At 70.3% G+C, this 18532-nt stretch carries 19 protein-coding genes and 1 pseudogene; 5 read left to right on the top strand and 15 right to left on the bottom strand.

Annotated features, from left to right (window positions below):
• The first annotated feature begins 4 nt into the window (after positions 1 to 4).
• From F4558_RS02365 to F4558_RS02355, 3 genes are all read left to right on the top strand, one after another.
• Positions 5 to 790, top strand: a complete 786-nt coding sequence (locus tag F4558_RS02365; RefSeq protein WP_053656097.1) for an enoyl-CoA hydratase family protein — start codon at positions 5 to 7, stop codon at positions 788 to 790.
• A 129-nt stretch (positions 791 to 919) separates the two neighbouring features.
• Positions 920 to 1774 carry a hypothetical protein gene (locus F4558_RS02360; protein WP_053656095.1) on the top strand — a complete coding sequence of 285 codons (855 nt, stop codon included), beginning with the start codon at positions 920 to 922 and terminating at the stop codon, positions 1772 to 1774.
• Between the two features lie 221 nt (positions 1775 to 1995).
• A complete protein-coding gene (locus F4558_RS02355; RefSeq protein ID WP_053656093.1) occupies positions 1996 to 2898 on the top strand; it encodes a phytanoyl-CoA dioxygenase family protein in 903 nt (300 codons plus the stop codon).
• Between the two features lie 121 nt (positions 2899 to 3019).
• Here the strand turns inward: F4558_RS02355 and F4558_RS02350 are convergent, their stop codons facing one another.
• The 12 genes from F4558_RS02350 to F4558_RS02295 form a co-directional block, all read right to left on the bottom strand.
• Complete coding sequence (locus tag F4558_RS02350; protein WP_167943052.1) at positions 3020 to 3817, bottom strand: ABC transporter permease; 798 nt, start codon at positions 3815 to 3817, stop codon at positions 3020 to 3022.
• On the bottom strand, positions 3817 to 4737 hold the full coding sequence (locus F4558_RS02345) for an ATP-binding cassette domain-containing protein (protein WP_167943051.1): 921 nt from the start codon (positions 4735 to 4737) through the stop codon (positions 3817 to 3819). The genes F4558_RS02350 and F4558_RS02345 overlap by 1 nt, the downstream gene beginning before the upstream one ends.
• The gene (locus tag F4558_RS02340) at positions 4734 to 5105 is read right to left on the bottom strand and encodes a hypothetical protein (RefSeq protein ID WP_167943050.1); all 372 of its coding nucleotides are present in this window, start codon (positions 5103 to 5105) and stop codon (positions 4734 to 4736) included. The genes F4558_RS02345 and F4558_RS02340 overlap by 4 nt, the downstream gene beginning before the upstream one ends.
• Positions 5105 to 5701 (bottom strand): helix-turn-helix domain-containing protein, encoded by a 597-nt coding sequence (locus F4558_RS02335; RefSeq protein ID WP_167947198.1) that lies wholly within the window; start codon positions 5699 to 5701, stop codon positions 5105 to 5107. The genes F4558_RS02340 and F4558_RS02335 overlap by 1 nt, the downstream gene beginning before the upstream one ends.
• Before the next feature lie 92 nt (positions 5702 to 5793).
• Positions 5794 to 6435, bottom strand: coding sequence for an MOSC domain-containing protein (locus F4558_RS02330; protein ID WP_167943049.1), 642 nt, complete (start codon positions 6433 to 6435; stop codon positions 5794 to 5796).
• Between the two features lie 68 nt (positions 6436 to 6503).
• Entirely contained in the window at positions 6504 to 7334 is an 831-nt protein-coding gene (locus F4558_RS02325) for a carbohydrate ABC transporter permease (protein ID WP_053656089.1), read from the bottom strand.
• Positions 7331 to 8317, bottom strand: a complete 987-nt coding sequence (locus tag F4558_RS02320; RefSeq protein ID WP_053656087.1) for a carbohydrate ABC transporter permease — start codon at positions 8315 to 8317, stop codon at positions 7331 to 7333. The genes F4558_RS02325 and F4558_RS02320 overlap by 4 nt, the downstream gene beginning before the upstream one ends.
• Positions 8314 to 9600, bottom strand: a complete 1287-nt coding sequence (locus F4558_RS02315; RefSeq protein ID WP_053656085.1) for a sugar ABC transporter substrate-binding protein — start codon at positions 9598 to 9600, stop codon at positions 8314 to 8316. The genes F4558_RS02320 and F4558_RS02315 overlap by 4 nt, the downstream gene beginning before the upstream one ends.
• Before the next feature lie 282 nt (positions 9601 to 9882).
• Positions 9883 to 10167, bottom strand: a complete 285-nt coding sequence (locus tag F4558_RS02310) for a GlsB/YeaQ/YmgE family stress response membrane protein (protein WP_053656083.1) — start codon at positions 10165 to 10167, stop codon at positions 9883 to 9885.
• Between the two features lie 312 nt (positions 10168 to 10479).
• Complete coding sequence (locus F4558_RS02305; RefSeq protein WP_167943048.1) at positions 10480 to 10764, bottom strand: GlsB/YeaQ/YmgE family stress response membrane protein; 285 nt, start codon at positions 10762 to 10764, stop codon at positions 10480 to 10482.
• A gap of 355 nt (positions 10765 to 11119) precedes the next feature.
• On the bottom strand, positions 11120 to 12997 hold the full coding sequence (gene lepA, locus F4558_RS02300; protein ID WP_053656078.1) for a translation elongation factor 4: 1878 nt from the start codon (positions 12995 to 12997) through the stop codon (positions 11120 to 11122).
• A gap of 116 nt (positions 12998 to 13113) precedes the next feature.
• Positions 13114 to 13650: a DUF4240 domain-containing protein gene (locus tag F4558_RS02295; protein WP_053656076.1), complete on the bottom strand. Its 537-nt coding sequence runs from the start codon at positions 13648 to 13650 to the stop codon at positions 13114 to 13116.
• A gap of 61 nt (positions 13651 to 13711) precedes the next feature.
• Here F4558_RS02295 and F4558_RS02290 point away from each other — a divergent pair, with 61 nt between their 5' ends.
• Together F4558_RS02290 and rpsT are read left to right on the top strand one after the other, a co-directional pair.
• Positions 13712 to 14689, top strand: a complete 978-nt coding sequence (locus F4558_RS02290; protein WP_312877262.1) for an aminoglycoside phosphotransferase family protein — start codon at positions 13712 to 13714, stop codon at positions 14687 to 14689.
• Between the two features lie 175 nt (positions 14690 to 14864).
• Positions 14865 to 15131 (top strand): 30S ribosomal protein S20, encoded by a 267-nt coding sequence (gene rpsT / locus F4558_RS02285; protein ID WP_053656074.1) that lies wholly within the window; start codon positions 14865 to 14867, stop codon positions 15129 to 15131.
• Between the two features lie 127 nt (positions 15132 to 15258).
• Here rpsT and F4558_RS02280 read toward each other — a convergent pair whose 3' ends face one another.
• The 3 genes and pseudogenes from F4558_RS02280 to F4558_RS02270 form a co-directional block, all read right to left on the bottom strand.
• Positions 15259 to 15675, bottom strand: coding sequence for a hypothetical protein (locus F4558_RS02280; RefSeq protein ID WP_053656072.1), 417 nt, complete (start codon positions 15673 to 15675; stop codon positions 15259 to 15261).
• Entirely contained in the window at positions 15672 to 16652 is a 981-nt protein-coding gene (gene holA / locus F4558_RS02275; protein ID WP_167947194.1) for a DNA polymerase III subunit delta, read from the bottom strand. The genes F4558_RS02280 and holA overlap by 4 nt, the downstream gene beginning before the upstream one ends.
• A gap of 244 nt (positions 16653 to 16896) precedes the next feature.
• Positions 16897 to 18486 (bottom strand): annotated as a pseudogene (locus tag F4558_RS02270) (ComEC/Rec2 family competence protein); the annotation flags it as partial.
• Between the last annotated feature and the right edge of the window lie 46 nt (positions 18487 to 18532).

Here is an 18532-nt window from a genome sequence, read left to right as displayed (position 1 = left end):
CGGCATGACCTCTCCCGACGTCCTCGTGCGTGTCGCCACGGCCCGTGGGGTGACCACCCTCACCCTCGACAGTCCGCACAACCGCAACGCGCTCTCCACAGCTCTGATGACCCAGTTGCTGACCGGCCTGGCCGACGCGGTCGCGGACGACACGGTTCGGGTGATCGTGCTCGACCACACCGGGCCGGTCTTCTGCTCCGGGGCGGATCTCAAGGAGACCGCCATGGCGTACGCCAGTGGGACGGTGCCCGCGGCGATGCTCGGCGACGTGCTCACCGCCCTGTGGGAGTGCCCGAAGCCGGTGCTGGCAAAGGTCTCCGGTCCGGCCCGGGCGGGCGGGCTGGGTCTGATCGCGGCCGCCGACCTGGCGGTGTGCGCCGAGGAGGCGACATTCGCCTTCACCGAGGTACGGATCGGCGTGATCCCTGCGGTGATCTCGGCGACTGTGCTGCCCCGGCTGCACCCGCGTGCCGCCGCCGAGCTGTACCTGACCGGCGACACCTTCGACGGCCGGCGGGCCGCCGAGATCGGCCTGGTCACGGCTGCCGTGCCGGCCGACGATCTGGACGCCTCGGTGGCCCGGTACTGCGACTCGCTCGTGCGCGGCGCGCCCCGGGCGCTGGCCGGGGCGAAGGACCTGCTGCGCCGGCCGGGCACCGCCGAGCTGCGCGACGAGCTGGCCCGCCTCTCCGCCCTGTCGACGGGCTTCTTCCTCTCCGACGAGGGACGCGAGGGGATCATGGCCTTCCGGGAGAAGCGGGACGCCGCCTGGGTGCCGGCCGCCGAGTAGCGGTTTGTCCTGGTGAACGCGGGGAACGTCACTTCGACGTTCTCCGCTCCGGGGCGGGAACCGGTCGGACGGCCCGGACGGCGTCAACGGGGACGTACGCTTGTCGGACTGTCGAATCTGGGGGTGTGAGTGCGGACTCGGGCAGCCGTGTCGGGTGGTGTGGTGCTCATCCTCGTCGCCGTGATCGCGATCTGGGTCGTGGTCCGGCAGGCCGGGGATCGACTGCGGCTGCCGCTGGCGGGCCGGACCTGCACGGTCCAGGCCGACGGCCGGGTCGTGCTTGACGCCGACCAGATGGCCAACGCGGCGACGATCGCGGCGATCGGCGCCCAGCGCGGGATGCCCGAGCGGGCCGTGGTGGTCGCGCTGGCAACCGCGTACCAGGAGTCGGGGCTGCGCAACCTCGCCGACGGTGACCGCGACTCGGTGGGCCTGTTCCAGCAGCGCCCGAGCCAGGGTTGGGGCACTCCGGCGCAGATCCGGGACCAGCGCTACGCGGCGAACCGTTTCTACGCGGCGCTGAAGAAGGTGCGCGGCTGGGAGGAGATGCGGGTCACCGACGCCGCCCAGCGGGTGCAGCGCTCGGCGTTTCCCGAGGCGTACCAGAAGTGGGCCGATGAGTCCGAGGTGCTCAGCAAGGCGCTGCTCGGCGACGTCACGAGCGCGGTGGCCTGCACTGTCGGGCGTACCCCGGTGATGTTCGGCGCGGCGGCGGCCGCGCAGCTGACCCGCAACCTGGTGTTGGACTGGGGTGTGTCGGGCACCGACCCGGCGGACCAGATCGGGCTGACGGTGACGGCGGGCGACCAGCGTGACGGCTGGCGGTACGCGCACTGGCTGGTGTCGCACGCCCAGGACCACGGCGTGAAGCGGGTCCGCTTCGGCGACCAGGAGTGGACGGCCCGCAACGGCACCTGGGGTCGGACGTCCGGCGAGCAGGGCCCGACCGGTCAGGTCGTGGCCGAGGTGTTCACCGAGGGGTGAGTTCCCGGATCTCTTTACCGGCAGTGACCGCACAATCGGGCAAATCCCCGCAATACCTGCTGCCGGCAACGCCAATGTGACTCTCGGCACCCACCTCGCTGCAAGCCGTCCGGGCGCCGGTGCACTTCCCGTCGCTCGCCCTCCCACCGCCGGGACACCCGCGTTACGATCGGCGGCCTGTGCCAGAAACAGATTCACCTCATGGGGAGGGGTACGACGCGGTGTTCGATTACGGCGACCGGACCGGCTACGAACCGATCAGCGACACTGACCGCAAGGAGTTCCATGAGCAGGGGTTCCTCCTGCTGCGCAACGTCCTGACGGAGGACCACCGGGCGGCGCTGGAGGCGGCGGTCGACCGCGTCTACGCGGAGGAGCAGGCCAAGGGCACCACCAAGAAGGACGGCACCCTGCACCTGCTGGGCTTCCTGGAGCGCGACGAGCTTTTCGGTGAGCTGCTCACCCACCCGATCGCCTTCCCGTACATGTGGGGGCTGGCCGGCTGGAACATCTACACCCACCACAACCACCTGGACGTCACCCCGCCGGCCGCCGAGCCGGAGAAGCCGTACTGGGGTTGGCACCAGGACGGGTACCGCCAGAACTCCGACCCGGAGACGATGGACCCGAACCTGCCCCGGCCGATGTTCTCGCTCAAGGTCGCGTACGTGCTCTCCGACCTCTCCGAGACCGGTCGCGGCGCCACCAAGGTCATCCCGGGCAGCCACCTGTGGAACTCGCTGGACCGGCCCAAGGACCTGAGCGTGCACAACCCCGACCCGGAGGGCACGGTGGAGATCACCGCCAACCCGGGCGACGCCTTCATCTTCGACCGCCGGCAGTGGCACTCGCGGTCGACGAACCTGTCGACAATCACGCGCAAGATGCTGTTCGTCGGCTACACCTACCGGTGGATCCGTCCGCTTGACGAGCTGCACCCCGACGTGAACGGCGAGTGGTACCAGAACCGCACGCCCGTGCAGCGCCAGCTGATCGGCGAGGGCACCCACACCGCCAACTACTGGGGCATCAACTGGGACGGGTACGTCGACGACGAGATCCCGCTGCGCAAGGAGCTCAAGGAGCGCGGTCTGCTCGACCGCAGCGTCCCCTGGCTCCGCTGATCACCCGCGGCTGAGAACGGCCTCCCGCCATCGCGGCGGGAGGCTGTTCCGTATCCGCCTCCGGGCCACCAGGGGTCCACCCCGTCATCCTGTTCTCATCGGCGTGTCGTCCCGGGGACGGTCAGCTGACGTCCCGGCGCAGCGGGAGCAGCACGGCGATCGCCGCGGCGACCACCGCGTACGCGATGAGCAGGAGAGCGCCCGCCGCCGGTGGGAGCAGGTGGACGGCGCCGCTGCCGAGTTCCGCGGAGATGGCGTCGGCGACGTATGTGAAGTCGGTGAGCGCGGCGGTGGCTCCGCCGGGCAGGACCGGGTACAGCGTGTTGACGCCCGGGATCATCATCAGCACCGGCTCCCCCACGTACAGATAGCCGACCACGACGCACAGCGCCGCGATCTGATGGTGGACGAGTGCGCCCACCCCAGCCCCGAGGAGCAGGTAGACCACCATCGCGACGGCGATGCGGCCGAACAGCGCCAGCACGGTGGTGGCCGGCAGACCGAGTGGGACGCCGCGGGCGGCGGCGACGGCGAACAGCGCCACCGCGGCGGTGCCCGCGAGGACGAGGCCGTACGCGAGACCGACGACCGCGTACGTGGCGAGTTTGGCGGCGAGCACCCGCCCACGGCGCGGAGCGAACAGGAAGGTGACCGCGGCGGTGCCGTGTCGGTACTCGGAGGTGGCCGCAAGGGCCCCGGCCGCGGCCGGCACGAGGGCGGTGTAGCCGAGGATGCCGAGGATCGCGCGGAGACCGGCCTCGGTGTCCAGACCGGGCATCGGCGGGTCGAAGTTCTCCGGCCCCACCAGCGCCATGGCCCCGAACATGCCGCCGCCCAGCGCAGCGGCGGCGAGCAGCAGGCCACCCCACATCCGGGTGGCCAGAAGCCTGCGGAACTCCGCTCTGATCAGGAGATTCATCAGATGGCCGCCTTGTCCCTGGTGAGATCGAGGAAGAGTTCTTCGAGGCCGGTGGTCTCGACGACCAGCTCGTGCACCCGAACATGATGGGCCGCGGCGAGGTCGGCGACGCCCGGCGCGTCCAGCCCGCGTACCCGCAGCCGGTCGGGCCCGACGGCTTCGACGTGCGGTGCCGTGCCGCCGTTGGCCGGGTGGGCCGCCAGAACGGCAACGAGCGCGTCCGCGTCGGGTGAGGTGATCAGCACCGCGGGCGGACCGGCGAGCCGGGAACAGGGCCCGGCGGCGACGAGTTCGCCGCGCCGGATCACCACCACGTCATCCACGAGCTGCTGGATCTCGCCGAGCGCATGGCTGGAGATCAGGACGGTGCGGCCCTGGTCGGCGAACTGGCGCAGGAAGCCGCGCAGCCACGACACCCCTGCCGGGTCCAGGCCGTTGCCGGGCTCGTCCAGCAGCAGGACGCGGGGGTCGCCGAGCAACGCCGTGGCGAGGTTGAGCCGCTGCCGCATGCCCGTGGAGAATCCCCGGGTACGACGGTGCGCAGCCTCGGCGAGGCCGAGCAGGTCGAGCAGGTCGGCGACGCGGCTGTCCGGGTATCCGCCCATCGCGGCGTAGACGCGCAGGTGGTCGCGGGCGGTGTGTCCAGGGTGGAACGCGTTGCCGTCGAACACCGCGCCCACCGTGCGCGACGGCCGGGCCAGTTGACCGTACGGCTGCCCGCCGATCGTGGCGGTGCCACTGCTCGGCGACACCAGCCCGGTCATCATGCGCATCGTGGTGGTCTTGCCGGCGCCGTTCGGGCCGAGGAAGCCGGTGATCACGCCGGGTCGCACGGTGAAGCTCAGATCATTAACGGCAGTGACGTCACCGTAGCGCTTCGTCAGGCAGGACACCTCGATCGCGAGGTGGTCGCCGGTCACGCGCGAGCCGCCATGGCACGCGTGATCGTCTCCACGAGGCCCGGCGCGGCCGGGCCGGAGAGCACGACCTCGTCGAACTCGCCGCCGGCCGCCGCCCGGTCCAGGACGAGGTGCAGCCCTGGTTCCGCCCGTCGGGCCGCCACGAGCTGCCGGGGACCGCCGTACAGGCCCCACACTCCGATCTTGGCGAAGCCGGACACCACATATCCCCGGCGGGCGCCACGGGCCAGACGCAGCGGGTTGTCCGCCAGGGCGACCTTCCGCACCGCGGTGAGGGGCAGCGCGAACCACTCCCGCCCGACCCAGACACGCTCCCATCCGGTGAACCGAATGTCGATCACATCGTTGGTCACCATGACCGATGCCATCAGTCATCCCCTCTCGTCGTGTCGGAGTCGTCCGTCGGCGCCGCTGCGTGCCTGTCGACCGTCGGCGGATCGGTGGGCAGCAGAACGGTCGCCAACAGCCGCGGTATCCGTTCGCCGCCGGGCTGGTGGGCGAGCAACGGACCCACCAGAGCGTTGAGACCGGCGGCGAACTCGCCCAGTTCGGCGTCGGTCAGGTGCAGCACGAGTTGCTGGTAGCCCACACCGTCGGCGTTGAAGTCGATCCGCTCCCGGCCGAGATAGCGGGAGAACTCCGACAGCAGACTCGACATGAACGCCGTGAAGTAACGCGCGTGGTCCTCCCGCGTAGCCGTGGCGAGGGCCGCGGGGTCGAGCGTCGCGCCGCGCGCGGGCAACGCGTACACCCGCTCGACGGCACCGCGCACCCTGCGTTCATCGATCACCTCGACCAGCCCGGCCTTGACCAGGATCGCCAGGTGCCGGTACATCGTGGCCTGCGGGACATCGGGCAGCAGCTCCAGCAGGCCCTGTGTGGTCAGACGTGTGCCCGCGACCGCACGCAGGATCCGGATTCGCACGGGGTGCAGCGCCAGGTCCGCCCAGCGTTCTCTCGCCATCTCCACGGCTACACGTTATCACTATTGATAATGATAATAAAGGAGCGCCATCGTCGAGTGGCGCTCCGAACAGCGGCCGGCTCCGGCGGACGTCAGCTGCGGGTGGCGAGACGGCGGCGGACCTTGTCCCGGATCGACTCCGGCAGGTCGGGTGCCTCCAGCAGCCGGGGCAGCAGCTCCGGCTCGAGGCTTGTCGCCCGGAACACCTCGCCGATTGTCACCCCGTGCCCGGGCCGCTCCACCACCTCCACCGGGTCACCGGCGCCGACCTCACCGTCGCGCAGCACCCGCAGGTACGCCCCCGGCGTGGCCCGCACCGTGAATCGCCGGATCAGATCCGGCACGCCCCAGAATCCGGCGAAGGTGGTACAGGGCGTCCGAGGCTTGGTGACCTGGAGCAGGGCGGAGCCGACCTGCCACTTCTCGCCGATCACCGCGCCCGTCACGTCGACCGCGTACGTGGACAGGTTCTCACCGAAGCCACCCGGCCCGATGGCACGGCCCAGGTCGGCCGCCCACCACGCGGCGTCCTCCTCCGCGTAGGCGTAGACCGCCTGGTCGGGGCCACCGTGATGGGCCCGCTCGGCGATGAAGTCGCCGGCCACCCCGTCGACACTGATCAACACAGGCCCGTCGACCGGACGCTTGTCGATGCCGCTGCGACCGCTCGCGTCGCCGGCCCACTTCGCCTCGGTCACGATGCCGAGGTTCACCGCTGCCACCCTGCCCGTCATGGCCGCCAGCTTAGGGCGGCGGCTCATGTGCGTCGCGCCGTGGCCTGACGCGGCGGGCCGTGGGCCGGTCAGCCCTTGACGGCTCCGGCCACCAGGCCGGAGACCATTCGCCGCTGCACCAGCAGGAAGAAGATGATGACCGGCAGGGTGAACAGGGTGGAGGCGGCCATGACCGGACCCCAGTTGGTGTCGTCGCGACCGAAGAAGAACGTCATCGCCACCGGCAGTGTGTAGCGGCTCTGGTCGTTGATGAACGTCAACGCGAAGATCAGCTCGTTCCACGCGGTGATGAACGAGAAGATGCTGGTGGCCACCAGGCCGGGCGCGACGAGCGGGAACAGCACGAGCCGGAACGTCTGTGCCCGGCTGGCCCCGTCGATGGCCGCCGCCTCCTCCAGCTCCTTGGGGACCGCGGCGACGAAGCCGCGCAGCATCCAGACCGCGAACGGCAGCGAGAAGCCCAGGTACGTGAGGATCAGGCTGGGCAGCGTGTTGTAGAGCCCGAGCCGCTGGATCATCAGGAAGAGCGGGATGACGAGCGCTTCCAGCGGGATCATCTGCACCACCAGCAGCATGATCAGGAAGCTGGTCCGCAGCTTGAACCGGAAGCGGGCCACCGCGGTCGCGGCGAGCAGGGCGACCAGGCCACTGAGCAGCACCGTCGCGACCGCCACCAGCGCGCTGTTGAGGAAGAAGTCGAGGAAGCTCACGCCGGGGATGAGGTTGCCGGTCAGGATCTCCCGGTAGTGCGCGAGCGTCGGATGGGCCGGCACCGGCTGCGGGGTGGACGAGAAGATCTCGCTGCTCGGCTTGAGCGAGGTGGAGATCATCCAGTAGACCGGGAAGGCCGCGAAGAGCGCGACCAGCAGCCCGGCGCCGTTCAGGGCGATCTTCTTCACGACTCGTCCTCCTGCCTGAGCACCATCCGTACGTAGAAGCCGGTGACGACGAGCAGGATCAGCGTGAGGATCACCGCGATGGCCGCGCCGAGGCCGTACTTCGGAGGTGGCGAGAACGCCTCGGCGTACGAGTAGATGGAGAGCATGAACGTCGGCCGGTCCTGGGTGCCGCCGGCCAACACGAACTGCTGGGTGAAGACCTTGAAGTCCCAGATGGTGGAGAGCACGATCAGGATCCCGAAGACCGGGCGCAGCAGCGGGAACGTGATCTTCCAGAAGACCCGCCACGGGCTCGCGCCGTCCACCCGGGCCGCCTCGTGCAGCTCACTCGGCACGCTCTTCAGGCCGGCGAGCACGCTCACCGCGATGAACGGGAACGAGTGCCAGACCACCACAAGGGTGAGGATGGCGAAGAACAGCAGCGGCGAGTTGAACCAGCCGTAGCCGGTCCAGTCACTGCGGCCGAACAGGGCGTTGGAGAGCCCGTCCGGCAGCGCGTTGAACAGCCAGGTGACCAGGCCACTCGTATCGTCGAAGATCCACTTCCAGACGATGGTGCCGGTCAACGCCGGGGTGGCCCACGCCAGCATCACGCAACTGGCCACGAAGGTGGCCATCTTTCGGCCGAGCCGGTTGAGCAGCAGCCCGACAAGGGTGCCGAGCACCATCGTGAGCAGCACGTTTGCCGCCGCGAACAGGACGGTGTTGCGCAGCACCGTCAGGAAGAACGGATCGGTGAGGATCTCGATGTAGTTGCCGAGACCCACCCAGGGCCACTCCCGGTCGCCGCGCAACTGCCGCACGCTGTTGAGCCGGTAGAAGGACATCGTCACCACCTGGCCGAGCGGCCAGAGCAGCAACACCCCGATGATCACCAGGGCGGGCAGGAGCAGCAGGTAGGGCAGGCGGTCCACCCGGCGACGCCGCCGCGCGGGGGTCTCCCGCGCGGCGGACGTCTCCGAGGTCTTCGTCAGGAGGCTCACTTGCTGTTCAGAATGCCTTCCATCTCGGCGGCCGCGTCGGCGGTGGCCTTCTCGACCGTCTTCTGGCCCTTCATGACCGAGCTGTTCATCGCCTGGGTCACCGTCTTGGTCCGGCTGACCTCCACCCACTTCGGGGTGAGCGGCGTGAGCTTGGTGTTCTGCATTGTGGTGGCGAACGCGGCCATCACCTTGTCGTTGGCGTACGTGTCACCGGCGACCAGATCCTGGTAGACCGGGAAGAAGCCGAGGCTGCTCGCGAAGCTCTGCGCGTTCTTCTTGTTCAGCAGCACCGTCAGGTAGTCCCAGGCCAGGTCCTGACGCTCGCTGTCCTTCCAGATCGCCACGTCCGAGCCACCTGCGAAGGCGGGCGCGGCCTTGCCGTCCGGGCCGGGGATCGGGAACGTACCCCAGACCTTCTCGATCTCGGGGTTGTCCTTCTTGATGGCGGCCTGCTGCCAGCTGCCGGCGAAGGCCATCGCGGCTTTGCCGGTGGCGAACTGGGTACGCGCGTCGATCTCGTTCCAACCGGCCGCGGCCGGTGGGGCCACCTTGTGGACCGTCACCAGGTCGGTCCAGAACTTCACGGCCCGCTGCGCCTCGGGAGTGGTGTAGCCGGACTTCCAGGCGCCGCCCTGGTTGCTGGCGATCTCGCCACCGGCACCCCAGAGGAACGAGTAGAAGGGCAGCTCGGAGTTGCCCGGCAGGGCGATGCCGTAGGTGCCCTTCTTCTTCGCCTGCACGGCCTTGGCCACGCTGACCAGGTCGTCCCAGGTCTTCGGCGGCTGCACGCCCGCTTCGGCGAACCAGTCGGTGCGGTAGTAGATCGCTCGCACGCCCGCGTACCAGGGCACGCCGTACTGCTTGCCGTCGAGCTGCGCGTTCTTCACGAGGTCGGGCAGCAGGTCCTTGCCTTCTGCCCAGCCGCCCATCCGGCCGCTGACGTCGGCGAGCGCTTCCTGGGCCGCCCAGCCCTGAGTCTCGGTGTTGCCCAACTCGGTGATGTCCGGTCCCTCACCGCCGGCGAGCGCCGCCTGGAACTTCTTGGGCGCTTCGAGCCAGGGGATGTACTGCACCACCACGTCGGTGTCGGGGTGCTTCTGCCGGAACTCCGCCTCGACCGAGTCGAGGAAGGCGTTCTGCGCGTCGCCGCCCTCGCCCATCATCCATACCGTGAGCTTGCTGTCGTCGGCCGCGTCCTCGCCGGAGCCTCCGCAGCCGGTCAGCACCATCGCGACCGAGGCCACCACGGCGGTGACCGGGGCCAGCCGTTTCCACCTGTTCACGCCACTTCTCCCCTCGCGCCGCCTGGAACTAACCTTCTCCGCCGCACCTTAGTACGAAGAATTCCTTTACGACAGTGGGCAGACCGGCGAAGCGTGGCGACGGTACCGCAGCACATCGACGGGGAGAGCCGTGGTGCCGGGGCGAACTCGGGCACTCCACCACGAAAGAACGCCCGGCCGGGGGCCGGGCGTTCTTTCGTAGTACGGCTGATGCGAGGTTGTTACCGGCTGGCGCGCTCGTAACCGGCTGGCACTCGCTGCCGGCTGGCGCCGCGTGGCTCGTTACCGGGTGACGCTGCGGCGGCGACCCACGCCGGCGACGAGCGCGACGGCGATGGCTGCGACGACCACCTGCACCAGCAGCTCGGCCCAGTCGATGCCGGCGGTCTCGGTCGCGATACCGATCGCCCGCGCCAGCACCGTGCCCAGCAGGGCCGCGCCGACACCGATCAGCAGGTGCAGCCAGATCGGCATGTTCTGCCGGCCCGGGACGACCAGGCGGCCGAGCGCTCCGACGATGAGACCAACAACGATGGCGGTGATGATGCCCCACACGGTGAGCTCCACGGTCGCTCTCCTTCTAAGAATGTCTGACACACAGATGTGTGTGCTTCCTGTCGTGACCGCTAAGTTCCCGACTGCCCGAAAACTCAAACCGACTTCGATGCGCGCGGGCGGCCGCCGAAGACGCTTTGATCAACACGGGATTCATGAAATCGGGGTGTCCCGGTGCCGGGGACACCCCGATTTCACGGATGCCGAGTCGATCAGCGAGTGGAGTCGAGGGATTGGCCCCCGACGGGCAGCAACGCCGATGGGCGCCCGACCTGTCGGCCGGGCGCCCATCGAAGGTTGCTGTGGTACGCGGTGGTGCTTGTGTTACCGGGTGACTCGGCGGCGACCACCCACGCCGGCGACAAGCGCGACGGCAATGGCAGCCACGACGACCTGCACCAGCAGCTCAGTCCAGTCGATGCCGGCGGTCTCGGTCGCGATACCGATCGCCCGCGCCAGCACCGTGCCCAGCAGGGCCGCGCCGACACCGATCAGCAGGTGCAGCCAGATCGGCATGTTCTGCCGGCCCGGGACGACCAGGCGGCCCAGGGCCCCGACGATGAGACCAACAACGATGGCGGTGATGATGCCCCACACGGTGAGCTCCACGGTCGCCCTCCTTCTAAGAATGTCCGACACACGATGTGTGTGTGCTTCCTGTCGTGACCGCTAAGTTCCCGACCGCCCGAAAAACCAAACCGACTCACCGGGAAACGAGCGGCAGACGTCAATGCCGGAGGGCTGCGTCGGTTGGGCTGGGAGCGCGTCCACACAGGTCAACGGCCCTGCGACCGGGTTGCCGGCCGAGGACTGCAGGGCGAAAAATTTCTCCGCCGGCACGCCGCCCACACCCGGCAGCCCGCCACCGGGCGGCGTCATCGAGCGCCTGGAGGGGCCGACGACGAGGAGACGGCGGGCCCGCAGGTCCGGGTCGGCGATGCGGGCCAGGACCTCGGCGGCGTGACTACTTCTTGCCGGCGGCCTTGCCGTCGCCGGAGTCGGAGGACAGCGCGGCGATAAAGGCTTCCTGCGGCACCTCGACCCGGCCGACCATCTTCATCCGCTTCTTGCCTTCCTTCTGCTTCTCCAGCAGCTTGCGCTTGCGGCTGATGTCACCGCCGTAGCACTTGGCGAGCACGTCCTTGCGGATCGCGCGGATGGTCTCCCGGGCGATGACCCGGCTGCCGATGGCCGCCTGGATGGGCACCTCGAACTGCTGGCGCGGGATCAGAGTACGCAGCTTGGCGGCGATGGTGACGCCGTAGTTGTACGCCTTGTCCTTGTGCACGATGGCGCTGAAGGCGTCCACCGGCTCGCCGTGCAGGAGGATGTCGACCTTCACCAGGTCGGACGCCTGCTCGCCGGAGGGCTCGTAGTCGAGCGAGGCGTAGCCCTTGGTACGGCTCTTCAACTGGTCGAAGAAGTCGTAGATGATCTCGGCGAGGGGCAGCGTGTAGCGCAGTTCCACCCGGTCGGCGGAGAGGTAGTCCATGCCGAGCAGGCTGCCGCGCCGGCCCTGGCAGAGCTCCATCACCGCGCCCACGTAGTCGTTCGGGGTCAGCACTGTGGCCCGGACGACCGGCTCGTACACCTCGGCGATCTTGCCCGTGGGGTACTCGCTGGGGTTGGTGACGACGATCTCCTCGCCGTCGTCCTGGATGGCCCGGTAGACCACGTTGGGCGCGGTGGAGATCAGGTCGAGGTTGTACTCGCGCTCCAGCCGCTCCCGGATGATCTCCAGGTGGAGCAGGCCGAGGAAGCCGCAGCGGAAACCGAAGCCGAGCGCGCCGGAGGTCTCCGGCTCGTAGTCCAGCGCGGCGTCGTTGAGCTTGAGCTTGTCCAGCGCCTCACGCAGGTTGGGGTAGTCGGAGCCATCGATCGGATAGAGACCGGAGTAGACCATCGGCTTCGGGTCCTTGTAGCCACCCAGCGCCTCGGCGGCCGGGCGGCTGTTGATGGTGACCGTGTCACCGACCCGGGACTGCCGGACGTCCTTCACACCGGTGATCAGGTAGCCGACCTCGCCGACGCCGAGCGCCTCGGCCTTGACCATCTCGGGTGAGATGACGCCGATCTCCAGCAACTCGTGCACCGCGCCGGTGGACATCATCTTGATCCGGTCCCGAGCGCTGATCCGGCCGTCGATGACCCGGACGTAGGTGACCACGCCGCGGTAGACGTCGTACACCGAATCGAAGATCATCGCCCGGGCGGGCGCCTCGGCCTCGCCGACCGGCGGGATGAACTGCCGGACGATCTCGTCGAGCAGGTACGGCACGCCCTCGCCGGTCTTGCCGGAAACCCGGATGCAGTCGGCGGGGTCGCCGCCGATCAGGTGGGCAAGCTCCTCGGCGTACTTCTCCGGCTGGGCGGCCGGCAGGTCGATCTTGTTGAGCACCGGGATGATGCGCAGGTCGTTCTCGAGCGCCAGGTAGAGGTTGGCGAGGGTCTGTGCCTCGATGCCCTGCGCGGCGTCGACAAGCAGAACGGCCCCCTCGCAGGCGGCCAGCGACCGGGACACCTCGTAGGTGAAGTCGACGTGCCCCGGGGTGTCGATCATGTTGAGCACGGCCTGCTCGCCGGCGCGCTCGCCCTCACGGATGGTCCACGGCATCCGGACGGCCTGGCTCTTGATGGTGATGCCGCGCTCGCGCTCGATGTCCATCCGGTCCAGATACTGGGCGCGCATCTGCCGGGGGTCGACCACACCGGTGAGCTGCAACATCCGGTCGGCCAGGGTCGACTTCCCGTGGTCGATGTGGGCGATGATGCCGAAGTTCCGGATGCGACCAGGGTCGGTGGCACCAGGAGCGTTCGCGCCGGGATCGAGCTTCGGTGGCACAGCGGTCCGTTCTGGTCGGCTGACGTGAACAGGCCGGCGCGCCGCCGACCCCCTCTATGTTCCCACGCCGCCGGGGTACGCCCACTGTGCGGGCGATGGATCAGTCCGAGAACCCCTCACTCCAGGGGCGGCTCGACGAAGAGCGCGGCCAGCCTGGGCAGCCGTCGGCCGGCCTCCTCCTCGTCGTCGAAGTCCCAGAAGTCGTTGAGATCCGGGGTACGCACCGGGTCGCGGTCCGCCGGAAGTTCGGTGGCGGTGGCCTTGCGGTACGCGTCCCAGGGCACCGACAGCATCTGCTCGGCGGAGAACTCCTCGCCACTGAGCGAGGCGGCCCGCACCTGCGGCAGCTCCGCCAGCGAGTCCGGGTCGCTGACCGCACGGGCGAAGACCGTCCGACCCTGGGTCATCAGCCAGCCCCGGAAGTACTCGAAGCCCTCCGCCGAGGCGCCGCCGTTGATCAGGTACGCCGCACCCCACAGGTCCGCCTTGTGCGAGGCGGCAAGCACCCTCGTCTGGTGGCGCGCGTACCCGATGATGTCCTCCGGGTCGCGCTCGGCGAGCAGGGCGACGGCCCGCGCGGCGACCGGGCCGGGCTCTCCCCCGCCACCGGCGCGGGCCTCGTCGATCAGCTGCCAGAAGTCCTCGGTCCTCATGGTTTGGCAGTCTGGCAGTGTCGCCGCGCGTCGCGCACGTACCCCGGGGCAGCATGGTGTGGTGTCCTCCCCGCCGACTCCGCCCCACGCGGGCGTGCCGCGCCCGCCGTGGTCGGCGCTGCCTGCGGCGCTGCGGTACGCGATAGCCGACCGTCTCGGCGCGGCGGTGGTCGCCGCCCGGGTCGCCGCCGCCGGTTTCACAGGGGGCTTCGCCGCCGTGCTCGACACCGCCGACGGGGGCAGGGTCTTCGTCAAGGCGGCGGCCAGCGCGGGGCAAGCGCACCTTGTCGACTCGTACGCCCGGGAGGCCGCGATCCTCGACCGGCTGCCGGTCGGCCTGCCCGCGCCCCGCCTCCGGTGGACGCTGTACGAGGCCGGATGGTTCGTGCTCTGCACCGACGCGGTCGACGGGCACAGCCCCCTCCGGCCCTGGACGCCTGCCGAGCTGGAGGCCACGCTCGCCGGGTACGCCGAGGTCGCCGCCGCGCTGGCCGACCCACCTGCCGCGCTCACGGCGCTCGGCCTGCCGCACCTCGCCGACCTGGCCCGCTCGGACATCCTGTGGTGGGAGGAGGTCGCCGCCGGCAGGGAGCCCGCCCCGGCGCTGCCCGTGCACGTGCGGGGTCGGCTGCCCGACCTGGTGGAGCTGGAGTCCCAACTCCCCCGGTACGCCGCCCGGTCGCCCGGGCTGATCCACGGCGACCTGCGGGGAGACAACGTGCTCGTCGACATGGACGGCCGGGCCTGGTTCTGCGACTGGACCTGGGCGTGTTCCGGGCCGGCCTGGTTCGACGTGGCCGGGCTGCTGCTCAGCGCGTACGCCGACGGGCTGGACGCCGACCGGCTCTTCGCCGCGCACCCGACCACCGCCGATGCGCCCCCGGACGCCCTCGACGCCACCCTGGCGGCGCTCGCCGGCTACTACCTCACCGGGGCGGACGCGGCACCGGCGACGGTGCCCCCGCACCTCACGGCGCACAGACGACGCAGCGGCGGGCAGGCGCTCGACTGGCTTGCCCGACGCCAGGGCTGGGCGTGACGCGGCCAGGGCGTATTGTGGTCCCCGGCGAGCCGGGGTCGGCCGCTCGGCGGTCGAGCCGTTTTGGCTCGTCCCGGGCGACCTGGTAACCTGGCTCTTCGCGCAGCGTTGACGCATGTTCGTCATCCCGCGCACTTAAGCTGACCAACCCGAGCTATCAAGACGAGGCTGTCGCGTGGCGAACATCAAGTCCCAGATCAAGCGCAACCGGCAGAACGAGAAGGCCCGGCTGCGCAACAAGTCGGTCAAGTCGTCGCTGAAGACCGCCGTCCGGAAGTTCAACGAGGCTGCTGAGGCCGGTGACGTCGAGAAGGCCACCGCGCTCATGCAGGAGGCCTCGCGCAAGCTGGACAAGGCCGTCAGCAAGGGCGTGATCCACTCCAACCAGGCCGCGAACCGCAAGTCCGCGATCGCAAAGCGCGTGGTTGCGCTCTCCGCCTGACGCTCCTGTCAGACTGAATTCGGAAAGCCCCGGACCCCGGTCCGGGGCTTCCGCATATCCAGCGTTCCACCGGGCTTCGAGATCTTGGTGAGAAAGCGCCCCTGGAGGGGCCGTTCCACTCCAAGATCTACTGAGGTTGGGACGGCGGGGGCGCTGGCGCGGCATCCACCACGACTGCTCCAGGCACGCTGTGCGGGATCCACTCGACCCGGGCCCGGCCGACGACAGGCTCCATCTGCCTGCGGAAGCGGTCCCGCTCCTGCTCAGGTACGAGTGCGGCGGACCGGACGACGGTCGCGGCCACCATGTCGTTGAGCTTGACCATCGCCGCCACCACAAGCGGCAGCACCAGCACCGCCCACCAGGTGACCAACTCCGCGAGGGCCAGCAGCACCGCCAGGGCGATGGTGCCCTCGAAGAAGAGGAAGCAGAGCACCCCGCCGGGGTTGACGAACCGCAGGCCGAGGAGCCGGGCATAGAGCGGCCGGTAACGCTCCTCGTCGGCCGGGATGGTGGCCCACGCCGTACGGTTCGGTCCCGTCACCGGCTGCTGCCCTGCCGGGCCGCCGCGACCGAGAAGACCGCGCGCTCCAGGGCGTACGCCCTGTCGTCCGAGCCACCCTTGACGGCCGCGTTGCACTCGGCGGCGACCTGCATGGCCCGGACCAGTCCCTCCGGGGTCCAGCCCCGCCCCTGCCGCTGCGCCCGCTCGATCTTCCAGGCTGGCATGCCCAGGCTGCTTGCCAACTGGTACGCGTTACCTCGCCCGGCTGACGCGACCCGGGCCACCGTACGCACACCGTCGGCGAGCGCATCCGCGATGGGCACCGGGTCGACGCCGACATGCAGGGCCCACCGCAGCGCCTCCAGAGCCCCGGGCACGTCGCCGACCATCGTGGCGTCCGCCACCGTGAAGCCGGTCACCTCGACCCGGCCCCGGTAGTAACGGGAGACCGTGTCGGCGCTGATCCGCCCATCGGTGTCGGCGATGAGCTGGGAGCAGGCGGCGGCCAGCTCGCGAAGGTCGTTGCCGACCGCAGCGATCAGCGCTTCGGCGGCGTCGTCGGTGCACTTGCCGCCGGCCCGGCGGATCTCGTCACGGACGAAGGCCACCCGCTCGCGGTGCCCCTTGAGTTTGGCCGCCGGGACCACTGTGGCACCGGCCGACCGCAGGCCGTCGGCGAACGCCTTGCCCTTGGCGCCGCCCAGGTGCAGCACCAGCAGTTGGACCTCCGGGTCGGGATTCCTCGCGTACGCCAGCAGCGCGGCGACCAGATCCTTCCGGGCGTCCTGGCCGGAACGCAGGATGAGCAGCCGCCGCCCACCGAACAGCGACGGGCTGAGCATCTCGGCGATCTCGCCGACGGTGAGCACGGCTGCCTGGTACTCGCGGACGTCCACCTGGGCGTCGACACTGCGGGCACGTTCGACGGCTTCGGTCACCGCGCGCGTGGCGAGCAGCTCCTCGTCGCCGAGGACGAGCAGAATGGGGGCGAGGCTGGCCGGGGTCACGTCGCCCATATTCGCACGCCCCACGGCGGGATCGTGCCTGCTCATTCGCCGCCCGGTCGGTGCAGCCCGCACTTAGCGCAAATCCAGACATCCATCTCTATTTACCGCCTAATGCGCAATTCACCCACCGTTTCCTCGTTGGTGCTGCAATTTCCACAGAGAGCACAGACCCGCTGGCTGTCACGGTGGCCGCCCTCACTTGTCGGCCCCGACGGCGATCACCCGCCGCCGTCCGCTCTGCGACCTACGCGACCTACGGTGGCCGCCCCGGTGGCACTCCTCGGCGGACCACCGCTACGCCCCCGCCGGCACGCACCACCGCCAGGTCGCCATCGGTGTCGGTCCGCAGCACCCGTGCGCCGCCCTTGCTCAACCGGGCCAACAGGCCAGGGTTCGGGTGCCCGTACGTGTTGCCGACCCCGACCGGCACCAGCGCGACGGCCGGCCGCACCGCGTCCAGGAAACCTCCGTCTTGGTAGGCCGAGCCGTGGTGGGCAACCTTCAACACATCGGCCCGCAACTGCCCCGGCGTCACCCGCGTCAGGACCGCGTGCTGCTCCTCGGTCTCGGCGTCGCCCGGCAGCAGGATGCGTACTCCGGCGACAGTGGCGCGCAATATCAACGAGTTGTTGTTCGGGTCGGATCTCGTGCCGGTCAGTGGATAGGGCGGGCCGAGCACCAGCAGGTCGACCCCGCCGATCGGATACCGCGCCCCGGCCGTGGTGCCCAACAGCGCCGCCCGTCCGCCGGCCGCCGCCGCGTGCACCGCGTCCCGGCCGCCTGGTGGATCCGTCGACGGTGGAGTCAGGACGGCGGCCACCCGCCGGCCCCGGAACACCCCGGCCACCCCACCCACGTGATCGGCGTGAAAGTGGCTCACCACCAGCAGTGACACCTCCCGGACGCGGAGCCGCCGCAGACAGGCGTCCACCGGCCCGGGCTCCGGCCCGGCGTCGATCACCACCGCCCGGCCGGAAGCGACAGGCAGCACCAGGGCGTCGCCCTGACCGACCGCGCAGGCCACCACCACCCACCCGGGCGGCGGCCAGCCCGTGGCCAACAGCCGGACCGGGAGCGCACCGATCAGCGCGGCGACGGCGACGACCGCCACCAGCCGGCGCACCAGCGGTCGGCGTACGGCGATCAGTAGCGCAACGGTCAGCCCGGCCAGCAGCAGGGCACCGGCCGCCCCACCCGGCCAGGGGAGCGTGCCGGCAGGCAGGCGGGCACCGTGGCGGGCGATGACGACAAGCCACCAGGCCGGCCAGCTCGCCAGCCACGCGACGAACTCGGCACCGGACGGCCACACCGGCGACAGCACGGCCGCCGCCACGCCCAGCACTGTCGCCGGCGCGATGGCCGGTACCGCCAGCAGGTTGGCCGGCACCGCCACCAGGCTGACAGTGCTGGAGATCGCGGCGACGACCGGCCCGCAGGCGACCTGGGCAGCCGCCGGCACCGCCAACGCCTCGGCCAACCCGCTCGGGACGCCTCTGCGGCGCAGCCCGTCCCGCCAGCGCGGAGCGAGAAGCAGCAGGCCACCGGTGGCAAGCACGGACAGCGCGAACCCGGCGTCGCCTGCCAACTCGGGGTCGACAAGCACCAGCACCGTGATCGCGGCGGCCAACGCGGGCAGCGCGGCGCGGGGTCGACCGGCGGCAAGCGCGGCGAGCCCGATCGCTCCCATCGTGGCGGCCCGTACGACGCTCGGCGACGGACGCACCAGGATGACGAAGCCCACGAGCGCCACCCCGCAGAGTCCTGCGGCGAGCCACGGGCCGGCGCGTGCCCAGCGGGCCAGCAGCAGCACCGCTCCCACCACGATCGCCACGTTGCTTCCGGAGAACGTCCGATAGGGGGATGAGTCCATAACTCAAGAGCGGCCCCGG

Origin of the sequence: Micromonospora profundi, from assembly GCF_011927785.1 — a bacterium.
In the GTDB taxonomy this organism is placed as follows: domain Bacteria; phylum Actinomycetota; class Actinomycetes; order Mycobacteriales; family Micromonosporaceae; genus Micromonospora; species Micromonospora profundi.
This window is presented reverse-complemented; position numbering and strand designations above follow the sequence as displayed.